The sequence below is a fragment of the Arthrobacter russicus genome (genome assembly GCF_031454135.1).
Classification (GTDB): Bacteria; Actinomycetota; Actinomycetes; order Actinomycetales; family Micrococcaceae; genus Renibacterium; species Renibacterium russicum.
Window position 1 is genome coordinate 2069262 of sequence record NZ_JAVDQF010000001.1, and the last position, 18545, is coordinate 2087806.

20 protein-coding genes are annotated in these 18545 nt (G+C 63.0%); 7 read left to right on the forward strand and 13 right to left on the reverse strand.

The features are described 5' to 3' along the window. The first annotated feature begins 5 nt into the window (after positions 1-5). Entirely contained in the window at positions 6-449 is a 444-nt protein-coding gene (locus tag JOE69_RS09695; RefSeq protein WP_309798209.1) for a DUF1801 domain-containing protein, read from the forward strand. On the opposite strand, the gene JOE69_RS09700 is transcribed toward JOE69_RS09695, so the two are convergent. The 6 genes from JOE69_RS09700 to JOE69_RS09725 all read right to left on the reverse strand — a co-directional run bounded on the left by JOE69_RS09700 (position 433) and on the right by JOE69_RS09725 (position 4825). Beyond that, positions 433-1293: a PhzF family protein gene (locus JOE69_RS09700; RefSeq protein WP_309798211.1), complete on the reverse strand. Its 861-nt coding sequence runs from the start codon at positions 1291-1293 to the stop codon at positions 433-435. The genes JOE69_RS09695 and JOE69_RS09700 overlap by 17 nt on opposite strands. A gap of 205 nt (positions 1294-1498) precedes the next feature. Beyond that, on the reverse strand, positions 1499-1951 hold the full coding sequence (gene rplI, locus JOE69_RS09705) for a 50S ribosomal protein L9 (RefSeq protein WP_296362582.1): 453 nt from the start codon (positions 1949-1951) through the stop codon (positions 1499-1501). A 30-nt stretch (positions 1952-1981) separates the two neighbouring features. Next, positions 1982-2221 (reverse strand): 30S ribosomal protein S18, encoded by a 240-nt coding sequence (gene rpsR / locus JOE69_RS09710; protein ID WP_010144869.1) that lies wholly within the window; start codon positions 2219-2221, stop codon positions 1982-1984. Between the two features lie 143 nt (positions 2222-2364). After that, positions 2365-2922 carry a single-stranded DNA-binding protein gene (locus JOE69_RS09715; RefSeq protein WP_309798226.1) on the reverse strand — a complete coding sequence of 186 codons (558 nt, stop codon included), beginning with the start codon at positions 2920-2922 and terminating at the stop codon, positions 2365-2367. Positions 2923-2983: 61 nt separating this feature from the next. Beyond that, entirely contained in the window at positions 2984-3289 is a 306-nt protein-coding gene (gene rpsF / locus JOE69_RS09720) for a 30S ribosomal protein S6 (RefSeq protein WP_296362577.1), read from the reverse strand. 252 nt (positions 3290-3541) lie between these two features. Further along, positions 3542-4825 (reverse strand): MFS transporter, encoded by a 1284-nt coding sequence (locus JOE69_RS09725; RefSeq protein WP_309798229.1) that lies wholly within the window; start codon positions 4823-4825, stop codon positions 3542-3544. 139 nt (positions 4826-4964) lie between these two features. Between JOE69_RS09725 and JOE69_RS09730 the strand changes: the two genes are divergently transcribed. Continuing rightward, positions 4965-5633 (forward strand): DUF1345 domain-containing protein, encoded by a 669-nt coding sequence (locus JOE69_RS09730; RefSeq protein ID WP_309798231.1) that lies wholly within the window; start codon positions 4965-4967, stop codon positions 5631-5633. 15 nt (positions 5634-5648) lie between these two features. Here the strand turns inward: JOE69_RS09730 and JOE69_RS09735 are convergent, their stop codons facing one another. After that, positions 5649-6929: a M18 family aminopeptidase gene (locus tag JOE69_RS09735; RefSeq protein WP_296362574.1), complete on the reverse strand. Its 1281-nt coding sequence runs from the start codon at positions 6927-6929 to the stop codon at positions 5649-5651. 111 nt (positions 6930-7040) lie between these two features. On the opposite strand from JOE69_RS09735, the gene JOE69_RS09740 reads away from it, so the two are divergent. Together JOE69_RS09740 and JOE69_RS09745 are read left to right on the forward strand one after the other, a co-directional pair. Then, positions 7041-7652 (forward strand): helix-turn-helix transcriptional regulator, encoded by a 612-nt coding sequence (locus JOE69_RS09740; RefSeq protein ID WP_309798233.1) that lies wholly within the window; start codon positions 7041-7043, stop codon positions 7650-7652. After that, positions 7649-9634 carry an ABC1 kinase family protein gene (locus JOE69_RS09745; RefSeq protein WP_309798235.1) on the forward strand — a complete coding sequence of 662 codons (1986 nt, stop codon included), beginning with the start codon at positions 7649-7651 and terminating at the stop codon, positions 9632-9634. Before JOE69_RS09740 ends, JOE69_RS09745 begins: the two co-directional genes overlap by 4 nt. A gap of 86 nt (positions 9635-9720) precedes the next feature. Here the strand turns inward: JOE69_RS09745 and JOE69_RS09750 are convergent, their stop codons facing one another. The 3 genes from JOE69_RS09750 to JOE69_RS09760 form a co-directional block, all read right to left on the reverse strand. Further along, positions 9721-10899, reverse strand: a complete 1179-nt coding sequence (locus JOE69_RS09750) for a cupin domain-containing protein (RefSeq protein WP_309798237.1) — start codon at positions 10897-10899, stop codon at positions 9721-9723. Positions 10900-10934: 35 nt separating this feature from the next. After that, positions 10935-11915 carry an ester cyclase gene (locus JOE69_RS09755; protein ID WP_309798239.1) on the reverse strand — a complete coding sequence of 327 codons (981 nt, stop codon included), beginning with the start codon at positions 11913-11915 and terminating at the stop codon, positions 10935-10937. A gap of 99 nt (positions 11916-12014) precedes the next feature. Then, a complete protein-coding gene (locus tag JOE69_RS09760) occupies positions 12015-13010 on the reverse strand; it encodes a LacI family DNA-binding transcriptional regulator (RefSeq protein ID WP_309798241.1) in 996 nt (331 codons plus the stop codon). A 113-nt stretch (positions 13011-13123) separates the two neighbouring features. Between JOE69_RS09760 and hisD the strand changes: the two genes are divergently transcribed. The 3 genes from hisD to JOE69_RS09775 are packed head-to-tail and all read left to right on the forward strand — an operon-like array spanning position 13124 to position 15974. Further along, positions 13124-14458 (forward strand): histidinol dehydrogenase, encoded by a 1335-nt coding sequence (hisD, locus tag JOE69_RS09765; RefSeq protein WP_309798243.1) that lies wholly within the window; start codon positions 13124-13126, stop codon positions 14456-14458. Beyond that, positions 14455-15213, forward strand: coding sequence for an SDR family NAD(P)-dependent oxidoreductase (locus tag JOE69_RS09770; RefSeq protein ID WP_309798245.1), 759 nt, complete (start codon positions 14455-14457; stop codon positions 15211-15213). The genes hisD and JOE69_RS09770 overlap by 4 nt, the downstream gene beginning before the upstream one ends. After that, the gene (locus JOE69_RS09775) at positions 15210-15974 is read left to right on the forward strand and encodes an HpcH/HpaI aldolase family protein (protein WP_309798247.1); all 765 of its coding nucleotides are present in this window, start codon (positions 15210-15212) and stop codon (positions 15972-15974) included. The genes JOE69_RS09770 and JOE69_RS09775 overlap by 4 nt, the downstream gene beginning before the upstream one ends. On the opposite strand, the gene JOE69_RS09780 is transcribed toward JOE69_RS09775, so the two are convergent. The 3 genes from JOE69_RS09780 to JOE69_RS09790 form a co-directional block, all read right to left on the reverse strand. Next, entirely contained in the window at positions 15975-16685 is a 711-nt protein-coding gene (locus JOE69_RS09780) for an alpha/beta fold hydrolase (protein WP_309801246.1), read from the reverse strand. A 17-nt stretch (positions 16686-16702) separates the two neighbouring features. After that, positions 16703-17467 carry a carbohydrate ABC transporter permease gene (locus tag JOE69_RS09785; protein WP_309798249.1) on the reverse strand — a complete coding sequence of 255 codons (765 nt, stop codon included), beginning with the start codon at positions 17465-17467 and terminating at the stop codon, positions 16703-16705. Positions 17468-17580: 113 nt separating this feature from the next. Then, a complete protein-coding gene (locus tag JOE69_RS09790) occupies positions 17581-18453 on the reverse strand; it encodes a carbohydrate ABC transporter permease (RefSeq protein ID WP_309798251.1) in 873 nt (290 codons plus the stop codon). Positions 18454-18545: the final 92 nt, after the last annotated feature.

An 18545-nucleotide genomic window follows, 5' to 3' on the forward strand; every position in this document is an offset into this window, starting at 1 on the left:
CCACGATGAATGCCGCAAACCTGACCATGCCCACGAACGCCCCGGCCACCGAATTCATCAATGGGGTGGAAAACCCGAAGCGGCGGGCTGACGCGATCGAACTGCTCCGGCTCTTCGAGGCGGCCACCGGCGCTCCGGCCGTGATGTGGGGGAATTCCATGGTCGGCTTCGGCTGGAACCACTACCGCTACCCGAGCGGACGCGAGGGCGATCAGATGGCGGTGGGATTCTCGCCGCGCAAAGCCAACCTTGCGCTGTACGGGCTGATCAACACGGACGCCGCCCGGCTCCGGCTGGCCGAATTGGGCAAGCACAAAACCGGCGTCGGCTGCCTCTACTTGACCGCCTTGGCCGACGCCGACCCGGCGGTCCTGGGTGATCTGGTGCGCGAAGGCTTCGAACTGATGAACACCGGGCCCGAAGGCACCATGGTCACTGCGCAGCTGTGAGCCCGGACTCCGTCAGCACGGTCCCGCTGACGCAACAAGTTGCGGCTCCGCCGATCCAAACCTCACCGTCCAGCAATTCCACGTGGATCCGCCCGGCGCGGCCCAGAACCGTGCCCTGCCGCGCAATATAGGACTCTGGAGCCAATCCGGCGCCGATCAGCCATTGCGCCGCACCGGCGTTGAAGCTCCCGGTGACCGGATCTTCCCGGACCGCGTCTTTGGCCATGAAGGTCCGGACTTCGAACTGCTCCGCCGAGCCTTCCGGGCACGCGCCGATGACGCCGACTTTGAGCTCGCCCAAGGCCTCGAAATCGGGAACCAGGGCAAGCACTTCCGCTGCGCTTTGCAACCGGACACCGATCCACTCCGGACCATTGACCAGCCAGCTGGCCTCGAGGAGCCGCTCCGGGGCGAGGCTCAGCCCCCGGGCAAGCTGAGTACGTTCCGCCTCGCTCACCGGACCGAAGCGGCTCATCGGCGGAGCTTTGAAGGCGAGCCGTCCGCCGTCGTGCCGGATCTCCACCAACCCGGCGCCGCATTCCTGGACCAATCGGCCAGTCTGCTTGGGCGTCCCTCCAGCGTCCAGCCAAGCCCGTGCCGAACCCAAGGTAGGGTGCCCGGCGAACGGGTACTCGGCGCTGGTGGAGAAGATCCGCAGCCGGTAGTCGGCCTCGGGGTGTTGCGGGGCGAACACGAAGGTGGTCTCTGAAAGGTTCGTCCAGTTGGCCAGCTGCTGCATCTGAGCACTGTCCATGCCGTCGGCGTCGAGCACGACGGCGACCGGGTTGCCTTTGAAAGGTTCGCTCGAAAACACGTCGACCTGGCTGAATCTGCGGCTGATCATCGGCCCAGCGTAACAGCGGTTAAAACGCAACGCGGCCTCGCGATTCCGCTGGAAGATCCAGCGAACCCCGAGGCCGCGTTGGCGCGTCCGGAAACCTGCGCAAATAGACCTGCTCCACCCTCGCACGCTCGGGCGGAGCCTCTGGCCTAGGTTCGCGAACTTCCCTCCAAGCCTCGTAAACTCGGCTTGAGGGGACCCTGTTCGCTTACTTGCTTGCGACGACGTTCAGGTCGATGACTGCGGAAACGTCCTCGTGCAGACGAACGTTTGCCTGGTACTTCCCGATGCTCTTGATGTGCGCCGGAATCTCGACCTTGCGCTTGTCGATGCTGCCCAAACCGGCAGCTTCAACAGCTTTCGCAACGTCTTCGGCCTTGACCGTGCCGAAGAGCCGACCGGATTCGCCGGCCTTCACTTCGAGCAGCACCGGCGAAGCGGAGAGCTTCGCAGCCTGGGCCTGGGCAGCTTCGACCGAAGCGTGCTCGCGGGCGGTGCGGGCAGCCTTGATCGACTCGACCTGCTTCTCGCCGCCTTTGGTCCAGGTCAGCGCGAAACCGCGGGGCAGAAGGTAGTTACGTGCGTAACCGTTCTTCACCTCGACGATGTCGCCCGCAGCACCGAGACCGGTTACTTCGTGGGTCAGAATGAGCTTTGCCATAGTAGTTTTCTCCTAACTTTCTGCGGTCGCTTAGCCGCGGCCAGCGCCGGAGTACGGCAGCAGAGCGACTTCGCGAGCGTTTTTGATCGCCTGGGCGATCTTGCGCTGCTCCTGCACGGTCACGCCGGTGACGCGACGAGCACGGATCTTTCCGCGGTCGGAGATGAACTTGCGCAGCAAAGCTACGTCCTTGTAGTCGATGACGGTGATGTCAGCGGCCTTCAAGGGGTTGGACTTTGGTTTGGGCTTACGGATTTCAGCCTTAGCCATCGTGGAGCTCCTTTTCTCGTGGAGCCCGTGGTTTTTCACGCCACGGGATGGGGATTGGGGCAGGCCCTTTCGTGTCGCTCGCGCGCCACCTAGGGACCCTGGCTGCCCCACTCAAATGATTTGTTTCGTGCTCTACCCGAAGATTAGAACGGCGGTTCGGAAGAATCCGGACCGGCGCCCCAGCCACCCGAGTTGGCCGAGGGGGTCGCCCACGGGTCTTCGGCTGGTGCAGACTGCGCGCCGCCCCAGGAGGAGTTTCCGCCACCCTGGTTATTGGCCTGTCCGCCGCCGAAGTTCCCGCCACCGCCGAAGTTCCCGCCACCCTGGCCGCCGGAGCGCTGGGTACGGTTCACTTTGGCATTGGCGTAACGGAGCGAGGGGCCGATCTCGTCGACCTCGAGCTCCATCACAGTGCGCTTTTCGCCCTCTTTGGTTTCGTAGGAGCGCGACTTCAGCCGCCCGGAAACAATCACCCGGGTGCCCTTGGTCAGCGACTCGGCCACGTTCTCCGCCGCTTCGCGCCACACCGAAGCGCGCAAGAACAGCGTTTCGCCGTCCTTCCACTCATTCGAATTGCGGTCGAAAGTACGCGGCGTGGACGCGATGGTGAAGTTGGCGACTGCCGAACCGGACGGCGTGAACCGCAACTCCGGGTCGTTGGTCAGGTTGCCAATCACGGTAATGGTGGTTTCGCCGGCCATATCTCCTGCTTCCTACGATGTTCTTTAAGACAACAGTCTTCAGATCAGCGGTGCACCGAAATTACTCGGCGACAACCTTCTGGTCTTCCGGGCGGATGATCTTGGTGCGCAGAATGGTCTCGTTGAGGCCAAGCTGACGGTCGACTTCCTGAGCGGTAGCCGGCTCAGCGGTGAAATTCACCACGGCGTAGATACCCTCGGACTTCTTCTTGATGTCGTAAGCCAAACGCCGACGGCCCCAGATGTCCACCTTGTCGACGGTTCCACCGTCTGTGGTGATCACGTTGAGGAACTTCTGCAGCGATGGCTCGACGGAACGCTCTTCGACCTCTGGGTCGATGATTACCATCAATTCGTAAGGACGCATATGTGAACCCACCTCCTTTGGGCTAAGCGGTTGCGGGATTTCCGTAACAGGAGGTTCATTTGCGTCGACCTGCCGCGCATTCGGCGTGCACTTGGCACACCTGCAGACGCAACACATCGAATCTGTGCGAACACAGACTTGTCAATGATACCGGAAACCCGGCCCGCCAAGCGACCAGCCTGCCGAGTGGCCAGCTCTGCAGGTTAAAAGCCGCGTTTAAGCTGCAGAGCTGGCCACTCGGCGGAATCTGGATCAGTCGGGGAGCGGCTTGAACGCAGTTTCGCGCAAGGCGAAGACGTAGACCGCCAAGGAGATCAGGCAGAGCGCCACCACGTACCAACCGAACAACCCAGGCACGCCCCAGCTTTTGAACAGGGTGCCGACGAACGGCGCTGTGCCGCCGAAGACCGCCACGGTGAGCGAATACGGGAAGCCGATCCCGGCGCTGCGCACATGGGTCGGGATGGTCTCGGCATTCACCGCGGCGGAAATTGCGGTGAACCCGCTCAACACCAGCATGCCCAGCAGGGTGACCACGAGCGCCCCCGCGAAGGTCGATTGCGAAACCAGCGAGAGGCCAGGCACGATGCCGACGGCGAAGATCCCCGCGGAGCCGATCAGCAACGGCCGGCGGCCGATCCGGTCCGAAAGCATGCCCACCAGAGGCTGGACCAGCATGAAGAAGAACAGCCCGATCGTGGAAATGATCAGGAAGTCCTTGGCTTCGAACGGCCCGTTGCCGGTCGCATAGGTCGGCAGATAGGTGGTCCAGGTGTAGTAGAGGATCGTGCCGGAAATCGTGATCCCGACAATCAGCAGCGACTGCTTCGGATATTTGGCCAAGGCGTCGAAGAGCCCTGGCCGGGCGGTTTCCGCTTTGACCACGAGAGTCTCTTCGGTGCCGCGGCGGATCCACAATCCCACCAGGCTCAGGAGTGCGCCGACCAGGAACGGCACGCGCCAACCCCAAGCTTCCATATCGGCCTTGCTCAGCGTGTTCAGCAACCAGGCGGCCAGCCCGGAGGCCAGCAATTGCCCCGCGGTGGTCGAGACATATTGGAAGGACGAATAGAAGCCCCGCCGGTGCGCCGGCGCCGACTCGACCAGGAACACGGTGTTCGCGGCGAATTCGCCGCCCACCGACAAACCGGAGATCAGACGCCCGAGCACCAGGATGACCGGTGCCCAGATTCCGGCCGCGGCGAAGCTGGGCGTGAGCCCGACGATCAACGAACCCAGCCCCATCGCGGCGATCGTCAACACCAGGGTGCGCTTCCGGCCGATCCGGTCCGCAAGGTTGCCCACCAGCAATCCGCCGATCGGCCGCAGCAGGAAGCTCGCCGCGAACACCGCGAAGGCGGAAAGCAGCGCCGCGGTCGGGTCTCCGGCGTCGAAGATCTGCGGTGCGAAGACCACGGCCAGGAAGCTGTAGATGTACCAGTCGTACCACTCCACCGCATTGCCCACCCCGGAGGCAATGATCTGACGTGCATGCCTGCTGACCGATTGGACTTGTGCGGTGGAGGTTTCACTCATGGCCACATGCTACGTCCGGGATCCGGTTGATTCGGGCAACCACGTCATCATCGGTCATCCGGGCGCCGGCTCGCGGCGGCGGGCCGGGTGCCGGGCCCGCCTCGGGTCAACGCCCGGCACCCGGGACTAGGATCGGTTCGTGGAGAATCACTCACGACGGGCCCGGATCGCCCGACGGCGCTTCCTGGTCATGGCCGGCGCCGCATTGGCCGCGCTGCTGCTCACCGGCTTCGGCGACTCCTGGCTGCACGCACCGGCAGTCGCCTGGGCAGTCGCCGCGGGAATCTACGACCTCTGGGTCTGGCTGGCGATCGCCAGAATGGATGCAAGTACGACGGCGGCGCATGCCACCGAAGAGGATCCGCGCCGGGACACGTCGAACCTGCTGATCACCTTCGCCGCGGTGGCCAGTCTGGCCGCCGTCGTGGTCGTGATGATCGACGGCAAAGGCGCAGACGGACCGGCCAAACTGGTCCTGGCCGCATTGGCCCTGGGCACCACGGCGCTGTCCTGGCTCATGGTCCACACGCTCTACACCTTGCGGTACGCGGAAATCTACTACACCAACCGCGGCCCGGACGGGCGGATCCAACCCGGCGGCATCGACTTCAACCAGAGCGAACCGCCGCAATACACGGACTTCGCCTACATGTCCTTCAGCTTGGGCATGACCTACCAGGTCTCGGACACCAATATCCAAACCCGGGCCATGCGCTCGGCGGCCCTGCGGCACAGCCTGCTCGCTTTCGTCTTCGGCACCGGAATCCTGGCCACCACGATCAACCTGGTGGTGAGCCTGGCCGCTTGAGCCGCCGACCGCCGATCAGAGTGCGGTACCGAAGAACCCTTCGGTGACCCGGGCCAGGTGGCGCGGATCCTGGACCCCGCACATCTCCCGGGCCGAATGCATCGACAGCAACGGAATGCCGACGTCCACGGTACGGATTCCCAGTCGGGTCGCGGTCAGCGGTCCGATCGTCGAACCGCAGGGAATATCGTTGTTCGAAACAAATTCCTGATACGGAATATTTGCTTCGGCGCACAGCCTGGAGAACGCTGCGGCACCGGTGGCGTCCGTGGCGTAGCGCTGGTTCGCATTGATCTTCAACAACGGCCCGGCATTGAGCTGCGGCCGGTTCGCCGGATCATGCCGTTCGGAATAGTTCGGGTGCACGGCGTGCCCGGCATCGGCGGAAAGGCAGAACGAAGCGGCCAGGGCCCGCCGCCACTGGTCGTCGCTCGCCGCCAGGCCATTGGAAATCCGGCGCAGCACATCGGCCAAGAACGGTCCGGAAGCTCCGGAGGCCGAACCGCTGCCGACCTCTTCATGGTCGAAGGCCGCGAACACCGCGATCGGGCCGTCTGCCTGCGGCTCGAAAGCCAGCAACGCGCTCAGCCCGGCATGCACCGAACTCAGGTTGTCCAGGCGTCCCGAGGCGAAGAACTCGCCGTTCCCACCGAAGACACCCGGTTCCTGGCAATCCGCAGCCACAATGTCATAGCCGCCGACCTGGTCGGCCGGCACCCCGGCGGCGTCCGCGAGCACGGCCAGCAAATCCGACTCCGAAGCCTCGCCCAATCCCCACACCGGATTCATTTGCTGCTGTTTGCCCAGCTGCAGGCCTTCGCTGTTCACCGCGCGGTCCAAGTGCACCGCCAATTGCGGGAACCGCAGCAGCGGGCCGGTCTGGGTCAATACCGTCCGGCCGTCCCGCAACACCAGGCGGCCGGCCAGGCGCAGTTCCCGGTCCAGCCAGGAGTTGAGCAGCGGGCCGCCGTAAACCTCGACGCCGGCCTGCAACCAGCCGGCCCGGCCGGTGCTGGGCTTGGGTTTGAGCTTGAAAGACGGCGAATCCGTGTGCGCGCCCAGAACATTAAAACCGGTGGTTGCTGCTGCCGCCTCCGGCACCACCCAGGCGATGATCGCGCCGTCCCGGATGGTGAAGAACTTGCCCGGCCCGCCGGGCCACTGGTCCCGCTCGAACAAGGGCGAGAATCCGCCGTCCAGCAGTCTGCGCCCGGCTTCGGCAGCAGCGTGGAAGCTCGACGGCGAGGCGCCGACGAAGCGGCCCAGGTCTTGGATGTGTTCGATGGCGGAAGGCATAGTCCGATTCAACCAGAAAACCCTGACAGGTTCTTGCAGCCGACCAGTCCGGGGATATTGCCAGGCAGCACGGATGGATATATCTTTCAGATATATATGTTGAGGAGTCCGATGTCCGAGCCGAGCACCGAATCCCAGCCGGGTAACGAACCGCCGGCTTTGACCCCGACTGCTTGGGCGATCCTGGGCTATCTCTCACTGAAATCGCAGAGCGGATACGAAATCCTGCGCGCCGCCCGGGAATCGATCGCCGAGTTCTGGGGCGTCAGCCCCGGCCAGCTCTACCCGCAGCTGCAGAACTTGGCCGAACTCGGATTCATCCAAGCCCAAGGCGCGGCCGAAGGCCCCCGGGCCAAGCAGCAATGGTCGTTGACCGAGGCGGGCCAGCAGGCGCTGCAGCAATGGTTCACCGCACCGTCGGAGCCATTGAAGATCCGGGACGAGGCCTTGGCCAAACTCTTCTTCGCCGCGAAGGGCGGGCCGGCCGGCCGCGATTCCGGACTGCTCGCCCGGCTGCAGGCCGAGCGCCGTCGAATCCAGGCCCAGCTGGACCGGACGCTCGCCGCGGCGCTGCCGGACGGCCCGCTCCCCGACCCGCAAGAAGCCGCAAAGCTCGGCGCCCCGGAACTCGCAGTGCGCTACGGCGCGCACGCCGCACGGACTGCCCGGCACTGGGCCAAAGACCTGCTCGGCAAAGACCCTCGCAACCGGGCGGAACCATGAGCGTGGAGACATCCTTGAATGAAGCCCTGCTGAGCATTCCGGCCTGGATCGTCACGATTGGCCTTTTCGCCTTCAGCGCCGGATTTCTGGCTCGGCGGCTGCTCGGCGTGCCTATCGGCTGGCCGCGTTCGATCGTCGTCGGATTGATCGTCTACGCCGCCGGGGCCCCGGTGGCGACCCTCTTCGCCTCGACCTCGGGGTTGAGCGCCGGCACTGAACTGTCTCCGTCCGCCCTGGGCGCAGCCGCGCTGATCGTGGTGCTGTCCTTCGCCTGGGCTTTTGCCTTCGGCATCGGGCTTCTGGTCCTGGTCGAAGTGCTCTGGCCCACCGGATCCATTCCCACGCCCTTGGCTTACTTCCGGGCCCGGCGCGCGTCCAAGGCCCGCCGCCGGCGTTACTTCCGGGTGGCCGCCCTGGCGATCCGGAATGGACTGCTGCGCCCGGTCGGCGCCCGCGCCATCCAGTCGGGGACCCCGGAGGCCACACGCACTGCCCGGGCGCTGGCCAAAACCTTGAACCAAGCGGGCGTGAGCTTCATCAAACTCGGCCAGACAATGTCCACCCGGGCAGATATGCTCCCTGCGGAATATATTTCCGAACTGTCCGTGCTGCAGACCCGGGCGGAGCCGGAGAACTGGACGGATCTGGAACCGGCCCTGGCCGCCGCCCTCGGCGCTCCTGTGGACCAGGTATTCGCCTCGGTCAGCACCGAACCGCTCGCCTCGGCATCGGTGGCGCAAGTGCATGCTGCGGTACTGCCGAACGGGGACGCCGTCGTGGTCAAAGTGCAGCGTCCGCAGGCGTTGGCCCAAGTCACTGTGGACCTGGACATCATCGAACGGTTCGCAGGGACTCTGGAAAACCGCACCGGCTGGGGCAAAGCCCTCGGCGTCAAGGCGCTGGCGAGCGGATTCGCCGATTCGCTGCGTGAAGAACTCGACTACACCGCCGAGCTGGAGAGCATGCGGACGATTGCCTCCGGCGCTTCCACGATCCGGATTCCGACGGTCTACCCCGAGCTCTCCTCGAAGCGGGTTCTGGTGATGGAAAGGCTCGACGGCGTGCCACTCGGCGAAGCCGATTTCAGTGCGGTTCCGGCGCCGGAGCGGCAACGCCTGGCGGAGTCCTTGCTGCGCGGCGTGCTGGCCCAGGTAGTGGTCTCCGGAGTGTTCCATGCGGACCTGCACCCGGGGAACATCTTGCTGCTGGCCTCCGGCGAACTGGCGCTGCTGGACTTCGGATCGGTGGGCAGGCTCGGCAAGGACACCCGGACTTCGTTGGCCGGCTTCCTGGTTGCGGTCAAGGCTGAGGACAATGTGGCGGCGGCCGAGCGATTGCTGGAAATGCTGGATCCACCCCCGGAGCTGGATCGGAGGCAGTTCGAACGGGATCTGGGCGTGCTGCTCACCTACCTGGGCGGATCGACGTCGTCCTTGGTGACCCGGCTGTTCCGTCTGGTCCAGCAGCACGCGCTGGGTGTACCGGCTCAGCTTGCCGCCGCACTGCGGGCAATCGGGGCGCTGGAAGGTTCGATCAAGCTGATCGAGCCGGGCTTCGACGTGATCGCCGAGGCGCAGAAGCAGTCCTCGTCCTTGTTGGCCTCGATGTACTCAGCCGAGTCGTTGAAGCACCTGCTGGCCTCGAACGCGATCGGCCTGGTCTCCGCGTTGCAGCGGCTGCCGGGGAATCTGAGCAGCTTGAGCGAGAAGATCGAACAGGGAACCCTGCAGGTGCGCGTCCGGCAGTTCTCCGATGCCGGCGACCGGAGCTTCCTGACCTCCTTGGCGCACGAAGGGATCGTGGCGTTGATCGCAATCGCCGCGGTGATCGGCAGCATCGTGCTGGTGGGCCTCGACACCGGGCCGATGCTGGCGCCGAATCTGCGGCTGTATACGTTCTTCGGCTATACCCTGGCGCTTGGCGGCTTCGTGTTCGGACTGCGCACGCTGGTGCGGGCGTTCCGAGGCAAGCGCGAGCGCTAAGCCATCGACATGCATCCGGGCGAACAACTCTGACGTCCTCAGCACTGGAACGTACCTGGCTCCTGACCCGGCGCCGGTGACCGGCTTCAGTCGTCTTCCGCCGCACCAGCCATGACCGCAGCCGGTGCCAAATAGCCGTTGGGGTCGAGGACCCAGCCCGCCGCCCGTGCTGCGGTGACTACTTCGGGAGCCCACTCCAAACGGACTCGACCATCACCGGGATTGATCACCAGGACTTCCCCGGTACCCTCGGTGGCTGCCGAGCTGCCAGCTTCGAGGCAGCGCAGTTCACGCCATACGTCCGCTGGAACCGACAAAGAATCCGAAGGGCCCAGCTCCACCGCCGAGCCTCCGTCCGCGTCAAGCGTCACGAGCCATCGCCCGCTCTTGACCAGCACAACTTGGGGGCGGTCATGACGGTGGCGCAGCAGGCCTTCCGCGGGCCGCGCCCGCAACCAAGCGATGTTAAAACTGTGCGGCTCATGAATCGGCGGAACCTGGCGGCGGTCTTCAGACATGCCATAGCCAATGGCCAGGCTGAGTTCGGCACCGCCGGCGGGCAGGCCGTTGCAAAGAAGTCCCCGGCGACTGTAAACCCGGTCATTGGGTTGCACCACTCGAGAACGCATGTCTTCGGCAGAATAATCGGTCAATTCGTCGATGTATTCCTGCTCCATCGGCTTGATCAAGGCAACGTCCGTCGGAAGCGTGTCGCCGGCAACCGTGTCGATGAGGCGATTGTCCGCGGTCAGGTGAAGCCCATAAGATTCCGCCTCCCGCAGCACCGATGGACCCCAGATGATTCCGCCGGTCTCATCGTGGCCGAGCACGGTGTAAAGTATCCCCTCGTCCGAGCCTTCATTGGTGAATCCCCGGAAAATCCAAGTGGGTATCGAGACAATATCTCCGTCTTTGGCAATATATTCTCCCTGTTTCCCGTCGACCCCCCAACGCAGTCTGAATTCACCGCCCAGGTTGATGAAAACCTCAGCTGTGAAGTGCAGATGCAAATTGTTGCTGATCCCTCGTGGCATTCCGGCGGCACCGGTATTGAAGCCGTGGGGCTCCGCCAAATTTACGTATTGATTGGGATTCTGCGAAACGCCGGGTCCGACGAAGGCGTAATTCTCTTTCTGATCGGAACCCGGAGTACGGCAGTCGATGAATGCCGCGTTGCAGGCCACCCAGTCCGCGCGGCGAATCGTTCGACGTGCAATTTCGGCGCTGTCGAGGCGCCCTTCGGGACGGTTGATGAGATTGCTCATAATGGTCCTTCCTTGAATTCTGGTCAGTGAATCGATCAGTAAATATTCGCGTTGGGCTCCGGCCCATCGCCACGTGCGGCGTTGATTTGCGCACGCACCGCAATGTCATCCCACAACTTGATTTCTCGGGAGATCCGTCCATCGTGGAACAGGAACTGCGAGATGCCCAGGATTTCCACGGGACTACCGGTGGTTGCGCCGAAGCGCGCCCTTCCGTTATAGGCGCCGGTGAATTTCCAAGTCACTGCAATGCGCAGGCCCCCATATCGGACCGCGTCCTGGGTCTGAATGTCGCGGACCTCAAACTGCCCAGAGGGGAATGCGTCGAGGAAGTGCAGCAATCGCCGCCGGTACCCCTCCGGCCGGATGACCAGCTCATTGCCGATGGTGTGCAGGGTGAGGTCCCTCAGGAAAAACTCATCGACCTGTTTCAGGTCCCGGTCGTTCCAGACTTGTTGAATCATTGCCAGAACAATCTCGACTTCTCTGCGGTAATCGTCCGGTCGGGGACCAGAATCCCCGGCGGCAATGACATCCACTGGTCCGGGTTGCGCAAATGAACCGGTGTAACCGCGAAAACTCTTGGTTCGTGCCACTTCGCTCGGGTCGAGGCCCAGGGCCAAGGTCTGTGCAAGTTCATCACGGACAACCCATTCTTCGACCATCCTGCCCCGTCGGTAAAGGCAATTGGCAATCGTTTTACCCACCACCTTGTAACCGGTTTCGCCGGAGAGCACCAGGTGCGAACTGAGGAATGCATCATTGCCACGCGCTTCCCAAACCACATCGCCTGCTTGTCCGATGTGTTCGGGTGCGTCCGAGATTCGCATCAGGCATCCCTCGATGACTTCCTGGCGCGAGGTCGAAGTACCGTACGAGCCGTGCACGATTGAATTCGGCTCATAGTTCTCCCGGATGAACCCGATCTGGCGTTCGACCCAAATGAGGTCGGTGACCTCCCGGATGAAATCGTCAGGATTCTGGTATGGGTGATAGGCAACCGGATCGAGGGGCATACTTGCTCGCTTTCGGCGGACAGAAACTAGCGGACACGATTAGTGTATGCGTATGCAATTATGCTTGCAAGGATATCCCTGGCCCCGGTCACGAACTGCTTAGGAGATACTGCCCAGCGTGTCTCGGACAACCAGCTCGGATCGGAATTTGCATTGCTCCACAGGCCGATCGGGCTCTTCGATGCGTCGGACCAAAAGATCCGCCGCCCGGCGCACCATTGCCTCCAAATCGAAGGACACCGTAGTCAACCGGATGATCGGCCACGAAGCGGCAGGCAAATCGTCGAACCCGATAATCGACACATCTGCCGGGACCTCGGCCCCGATGCAGCGGGCCGCATTGAGCGCACCGAAAGCGACAACGTCATTCCCACAGACAATGGCCGTCGGTGGCTGCGCCGCCTCCAACAGGGCTCGCGTCGCGGTGAACCCGGTCATCGTGTCGAAAGGACCCCGATGCACGTACTCGGCGGAAAGCGAAATGCCATGCCGGGCGAGGGCTTCCCGCAAGGCAAGTTCGCGGCCGACTCCGGTACTGGTATCAGCAGGGCCGAAGATGGCGGCGATCCGTCGATGCCCGCGCTCGAAGAGGGCGTCCGCCATTTGGACCATCCCGGGAATCGGATCAACCTCCGCCGAATCCGCTTGAACGGACGAGGACGTGCGGTTGAAGTAGACGAAAGGGAGTTCACGGTCGCGTAGCCGCAACGGCACCACCGAATCGACCTTCGAAGTCGCCAAGAGGACCCCGTCCAGGCCGTTGGAAATGAGGCGTTCGGCAACAGTCTCGGTATCCACTGCCTCCGTGTGCAGCATCAGCTGATAGCCGCGCGACTGGAGCTGTTCATGGGCAGGCGCGATGATGTGCGAATAGAACTGATTCTCGAGGTCGGTCAGCAACAGGCCGATCCGGCGCGTGCGACCACTGGAGAGCGCGCGCCCCGCCTCACTCGGAACGTAGCCCAGTCGCTCGGCAGCTTCTCTAATCCGCTTCTTCGTCGCTTGGGACACTCGCGGATCGTCGCGCAAGGCGCGCGAAACCGTCGGTTGTGAAACACCGGCCAAGCGTGCGACATCACGGCTCGTGACGACCATCTGTCCCTCCTGAAGATTGGGCGTGCGAAGTTTATCAGGTGCTTAGCCCTTGACCTCTACAGATCCAATTCATAGAATCTTGCATACGTATGTCTGTCTAGTAAGGAGAGTCCATGGTTCAGCACTTGAAACATGCGTCGTCCAAATCGTTCGCCGACACCGGCCACACGGAAGTGGCGGATCGGGTTCGACAAATCATCACCGAGGTAAGAAGCGAGGGCGACAAAGCCGTCCGCAAATACGCCGAACTCTTCGACCGGCAGACTGCGGCCTCGTTCCGGGTCCCCGAAGCCCACATCGCAGAAATCATGGACACCCTCGATCAGCAAATCATCGATGACATCGTTTTTGTCCAGGACCAGGTCCGCACTTTTGCCAGGGCGCAAAGAGCCTCCATGCAGGACGTCGAAATCGAAACCCTTCCCGGCGTCTTCCTCGGACACCGGCATATTCCGGTACAGGCCGTAGGTTCATACATTCCGGGCGGGAAGTATCCCTTGACTGCCTCGGCGCACATGACGATCATCACCGCAAAGGTAGCCGGAGTGCCTCGCGTCGTGGCATGCACGCCACCAATCCGAGGCGAAGTCCCAGCGGCGACCATCGCCGCGATGAAGCTCGCCGGCGCGGACGAAATCTACCTCCTGGGCGGCGTGCAGGCTGTGGCCTCGATGGCACTCGGCACCGAGTCGATGGAACGGGTCGATATGATCGCGGGCCCCGGAAACGCTTACGTCGCTGAGGCCAAACGCCAGCTGTTCGGCGAAATCGGTATCGATCTGTTCGCCGGACCGACTGAAATCCTGATCATCGCCGACGCCGACGCCGACCCGTTTCTGATCGCGGTAGACCTCCTGTCCCAGGCAGAGCACGGCCCTGATTCCCCCGCGATTCTGGTCACCACCTCGGCTCGGCTCGGCCAATGGGTTCTCGAATACATCGAACGGATCCTCCCGGGCATGCCCACCAAGGACTTCGCTGAACCGGCTTGGCGCGACTGGGGCCAAGTCATCGTCGTGGATGACCTGGATCAGGCGTATGCCTTGGGCAATCGGCTTGCTGCCGAGCACGTCCAGGTATTCACTGCCGACCCGGCGGCCGCCCTGATGAAAATGCACAATTACGGTGCCCTCTTCCTGGGCGAGAACACCTGCGTCTCGTACGGCGACAAGGTCATCGGCACCAATCATGTGCTGCCCACGCTCGGAGCCGCCCGGTATACCGGTGGATTGTGGGTTGGAAAGTTTCTCAAGACCGCCACATATCAATACATTGAAAACCCGGTTTCGGCCGCGGAGCTCGGTCGGGTTTGCGGCCGGGCGGCCAGGGTGGAGCTGTTCGATGGGCATGCCCGTGCGGGGGATGTGCGCGCTTGGCGGCATGGGGGCGACGACTTCGACTGGATAACGCAAGCACTGGCAGATGCGCCGAGGGGGTCGGGAAAATGACCCGTCTGACCGGACGAACCGCTTTGATCACCGGAGGCGGTACCGGACTCGGCGCGGCGATCGCCCGCGCGCTGCACGGAGCCGGTGCCAAGGTGGTGCTCGCCGGCCGCCGGGCCGAACCCGTCCGCAAGCTCGCGGAGGTATTCGGCGAACGTGCAGACTGGCGGACCGTGGATGTGGCCGACGCCGGTTCAGTAGCCAGGCTCGAAGCCACCTTGCGGGAGCAGGAGATCTCGATTCTGGTGAACAACGCCGGAGTGGCCGGTCCGGTCGCGCCGATGATCGACATCTCGGTCGATGAATGGGATGAAGTTTTCGGCATCAACGTGCGCGGCACTTTCCTCATGTGCCAGGCGTTCCTTCCCGCCATGGTCCGACGCGGTGCCGGGGACGTGATCAACCTGGCTTCGGTCTCCGGTAAACGACCCTTGATTCGACGCACCCCTTACTGCGCCTCGAAGATGGCCGTCATCGGCCTCAGCTCCACACTGGCCTTCGAAGTAGGATCGGCCGGAATCAAAGTCAATACGCTTTCCCCGGGCCCGGTGGAAGGACCCCGGATGGAGCGCAATTTCAGACTCGAGGCGCAGTGGAGCGGCACCAGTTATGAAAGCGCGATGGAGGCCTTTGTGTCACGTTCTGCGCTCGGTCGGATGGTGACCGAAACCGAGGTCGGCGCCGCAGTGCTGGCGATGTTGGGCATGCCCGGCTTGTCCGGTGCGGACGTGGACCTTTCCGCGGGGATGATCGCATGAACGGCCAGCGGAGATCCTTGCGCCAGCGAGTACTGGCCGGAGAGCGCGTCTGCGGTGTGCTGCTGCGGATTCCAGCCGAGGAGCTCGTCGAAATGCTCGCCGTCGCCGGCTTCGATTTTATTCTGATCGACTGCGAACATGGCCCGGCCGATGTGGTGGCTCTGCGGCAGCACATCGCCGCTGCGGCAATGCACGGCGTCGACGTCCTGGTCCGTGTCGGCACCGGAGAAGAGGCACTGATTCTGCGCTCATTGGACCACGGAGCGACAGGGATCGTGGCACCACATGTGGATAGCCCAGCCCAGGCGGCACAATTGGTCGCGGCGACGCACTACCCGCCGCATGGGCACCGTGGTTTCGCCACCTACGGCCGTTCCGGCCGTTACGGCGGAGTGGACGCCGCGGCACACCAATCCAGGCTCGCAGCCGAGACTCTGGTGATCGCCATGGTCGAATCCCCCACCGCAGTGGCGGCGGTTGCGGAGATCGCGGCCGTTCCGGGCATCGACGGAATCATGCTCGGCGCCGCAGACCTGGCCGCCTCAAGCACCCCGGAGCAGCTTTCCCTGTTGGAATCCCGAGGCCGGGTCAATGCGGCCCTGGCTGCGGCCGGTTCGCTGCGGCTGGACCTCGTCGGCGATGCCGAGGCGGCAGCGGCGGCCTATTCCGACGGGGCGCAAATGGTTGCATACAACCTGACGCAAGTGCTCATGAGGCAATTCGCGGGACTGCTGGCGCCAAGACCTGCAGATGCCCGGTGATCAGCGCGCCCACTGCTTGATCAACCGGCCCACTTCACCGGGGCGCTCCATCGGAACGACGTGTCCGGCCCGTACGGACGCCAGTTGCGCCCCCGGAATGATTGCCGCAATAGCCTGATGGAATACCGGGGGACAAATGACGTCCGCCGTTCCGGATATCAGCAAAACCGGCATCCGGAGCAGGCCGAGCGTCCGCGATTCGTCGATCCGGCTCTCTTGCATTTGGAGCTGGGCGTCCAGTTGCCCGGCTCCGATGTGGTCGGCCATCCGGAGCAACCGGTCAGCAATATCGGGATCCCGCAACCGGGCTGGCTCGCTCGACAAGGCACTGAGGATGCCTTGTTGCAGGCTGTAAGGCGTCTCTGCAGCAGCCAGCCGATCGCGCCAGGACTGCCAACCGGCACGCTGGGCAGGCGTCGGCGCTTTCGCATTGGTGGACATGAGGCACAGCCGAGCCACCCGCTCTGGGGCGCGCCGGCACAGCGACATAGCGACTACCCCACCGAGCGAGAAGCCGACCAAGGCGAAGCGCCGGGGCAGGCTGTCGAGCAATCGGTCGACTTGCCGGTCGACCGTCGTTTCCGCGAGCGCCGGTGTGATCGCACCGACCAGCCCGCACCCGGTCCAAAGATCCGGAGTGCAGTTCATTCCGGGCAGGAGAACCAGCGGTTCGCCGGAGACGGCGGAGTCGCAGAGCCGGTCCTTGTCCATTGTGGGCAAGAATCGGCTCATCCTTTGACCGCACCGTCGCTCAACCCGGCAACGAGGTACTTCTGGGCAATAAAGGCGATCGCGATTACCGGCAGCGTCAGCAGCATCGCCGCCGCACCGGCCTGCTGCAGCATCGGAAGAGTCTGTCCGAGCTGTGTGGTGATGAATACCGGCACTGTTTTGGATGACGTATCGGTGAGCACGAGCGCAGTCAGATATTCCTGGAACGCCAAAAGGAAGACGAAAATCCCGGCGGTGAGGATGCCGGGACGCAGCAATGGGATCATCACCCGGCGGAGCATGCTCAACCGGGTGCAGCCATCGATCATCGCCGCTTCATCGAGTTCCTTCGGGATCTCCGCGAAGAAGTTCCGCAGAAGCCAGATGGTGAACGGCTGATTGATCGCAACCAGGGCCGCTGCCAAAGCGAAACTCGTGTCGTATATCCCGAGCGCCTTGCTGATCTCGTACATCGGCAACACCACCGAAAAACGCGGCAGTGACCGAAAAATGAGCGCGATGATCAACAGGATCGCCGAAACATAGCCAGGATAACGCGACAAGGCATAAGCAGCCGGAATGCCGATCACCAACGCCACGACCGTGGACATCACCGCAACCATGATGGTGTTCACCAGGTACTCGGCAAAATACGTGGTTTCCCAGAGGTCGACAAAAGCTTCGAACGTCGGGGTGTAGCCCGTGAAGACCGGCGGGTTGGCGAAGGCCACATCGGTCGGTTTAGTCACCGACAAGGCGGTCCAGATAAAGGGGGCGAGCATCAGTAAGGCCATCAGGCTAAGCAGTAAAACCGAACCACGACTCCTTTTGCGGCCTGGGCTGCCGGTCCTTTTGCCCTTGAACCCGGCCGTCTTGGCGGTAGCGGTATGGATACTCATGCGCGCACCTTCGCTTCTTTGAGGAGTCCCCGGATGAACGGGAACAGGCAGATGAGGATGAGGAGAATCGCCAGTACATTGATCGCACTGCCCAGACCAAGCTGTTCCGACCCGTCACGGAAGGCCACATCGTAGATATAGAGCATGATCGACTCATTGCCGATGGCATCGGCTTGCGGGGAGAGCGGGATGAGATTGTCGAACGTACGAAGTACGTCCATGATCGTAATCAGGCAGACGAAGCCGAGGATTCCACGGATCGCGGGGATGATGACATAACGGTGGGTCTGCCACGGCGAGGCCCCGTCGATCTTCGAGGCCTCGCGCAATTCGGCCGGCACACCTTGGAGCGCAGCAAGGATCATCAGCATAGAAAACGGAAGCAGATGCCACACCGTATTCGCGATCACCATGATTCGGTTGGGCCAGGTTTCGGTAAACCAGAGCAGTTCAGCACCAGTCAGCGAACGGACGATTCCACTCACCACCCCGCCGAAGTTCTGATCGAACAACCAGGAAAACGAAACCGCTCCGACGATGTTCGGCAACACATAGGAGACGAGCATTGCCCCCAAAATCACCGGCTGGAGCCGGCCGAGGCGGTTCATTCCAGTTGCCACGAGATACCCGAGGACTAGAATCATGACGGTCACGACGGTGGTGATCAGCAGCGTGAAAAACACTGCCCGGCCAAATCGCGGATCGGACAAAGCCGAACTGAAGTTCCCCAAGCCGATGAATTCCCCGGGCTCACCGTACTGAACCTTTTGGAAGCTCCACTGAATGGTGCGGATCAGCGGGACTACCAGCAGTCCGAACATCACCAGCAGACTGGGTCCGATCAACAGGGCGAATTCGCGTCGTCGCATCGTCACTTCCTATCTATGAAGTCTCTGCAAGAACTTGAGTGCACTGATTAGCCACCGACCAAGCGGGACTCATTCCGGTTCCGGTAGAACGC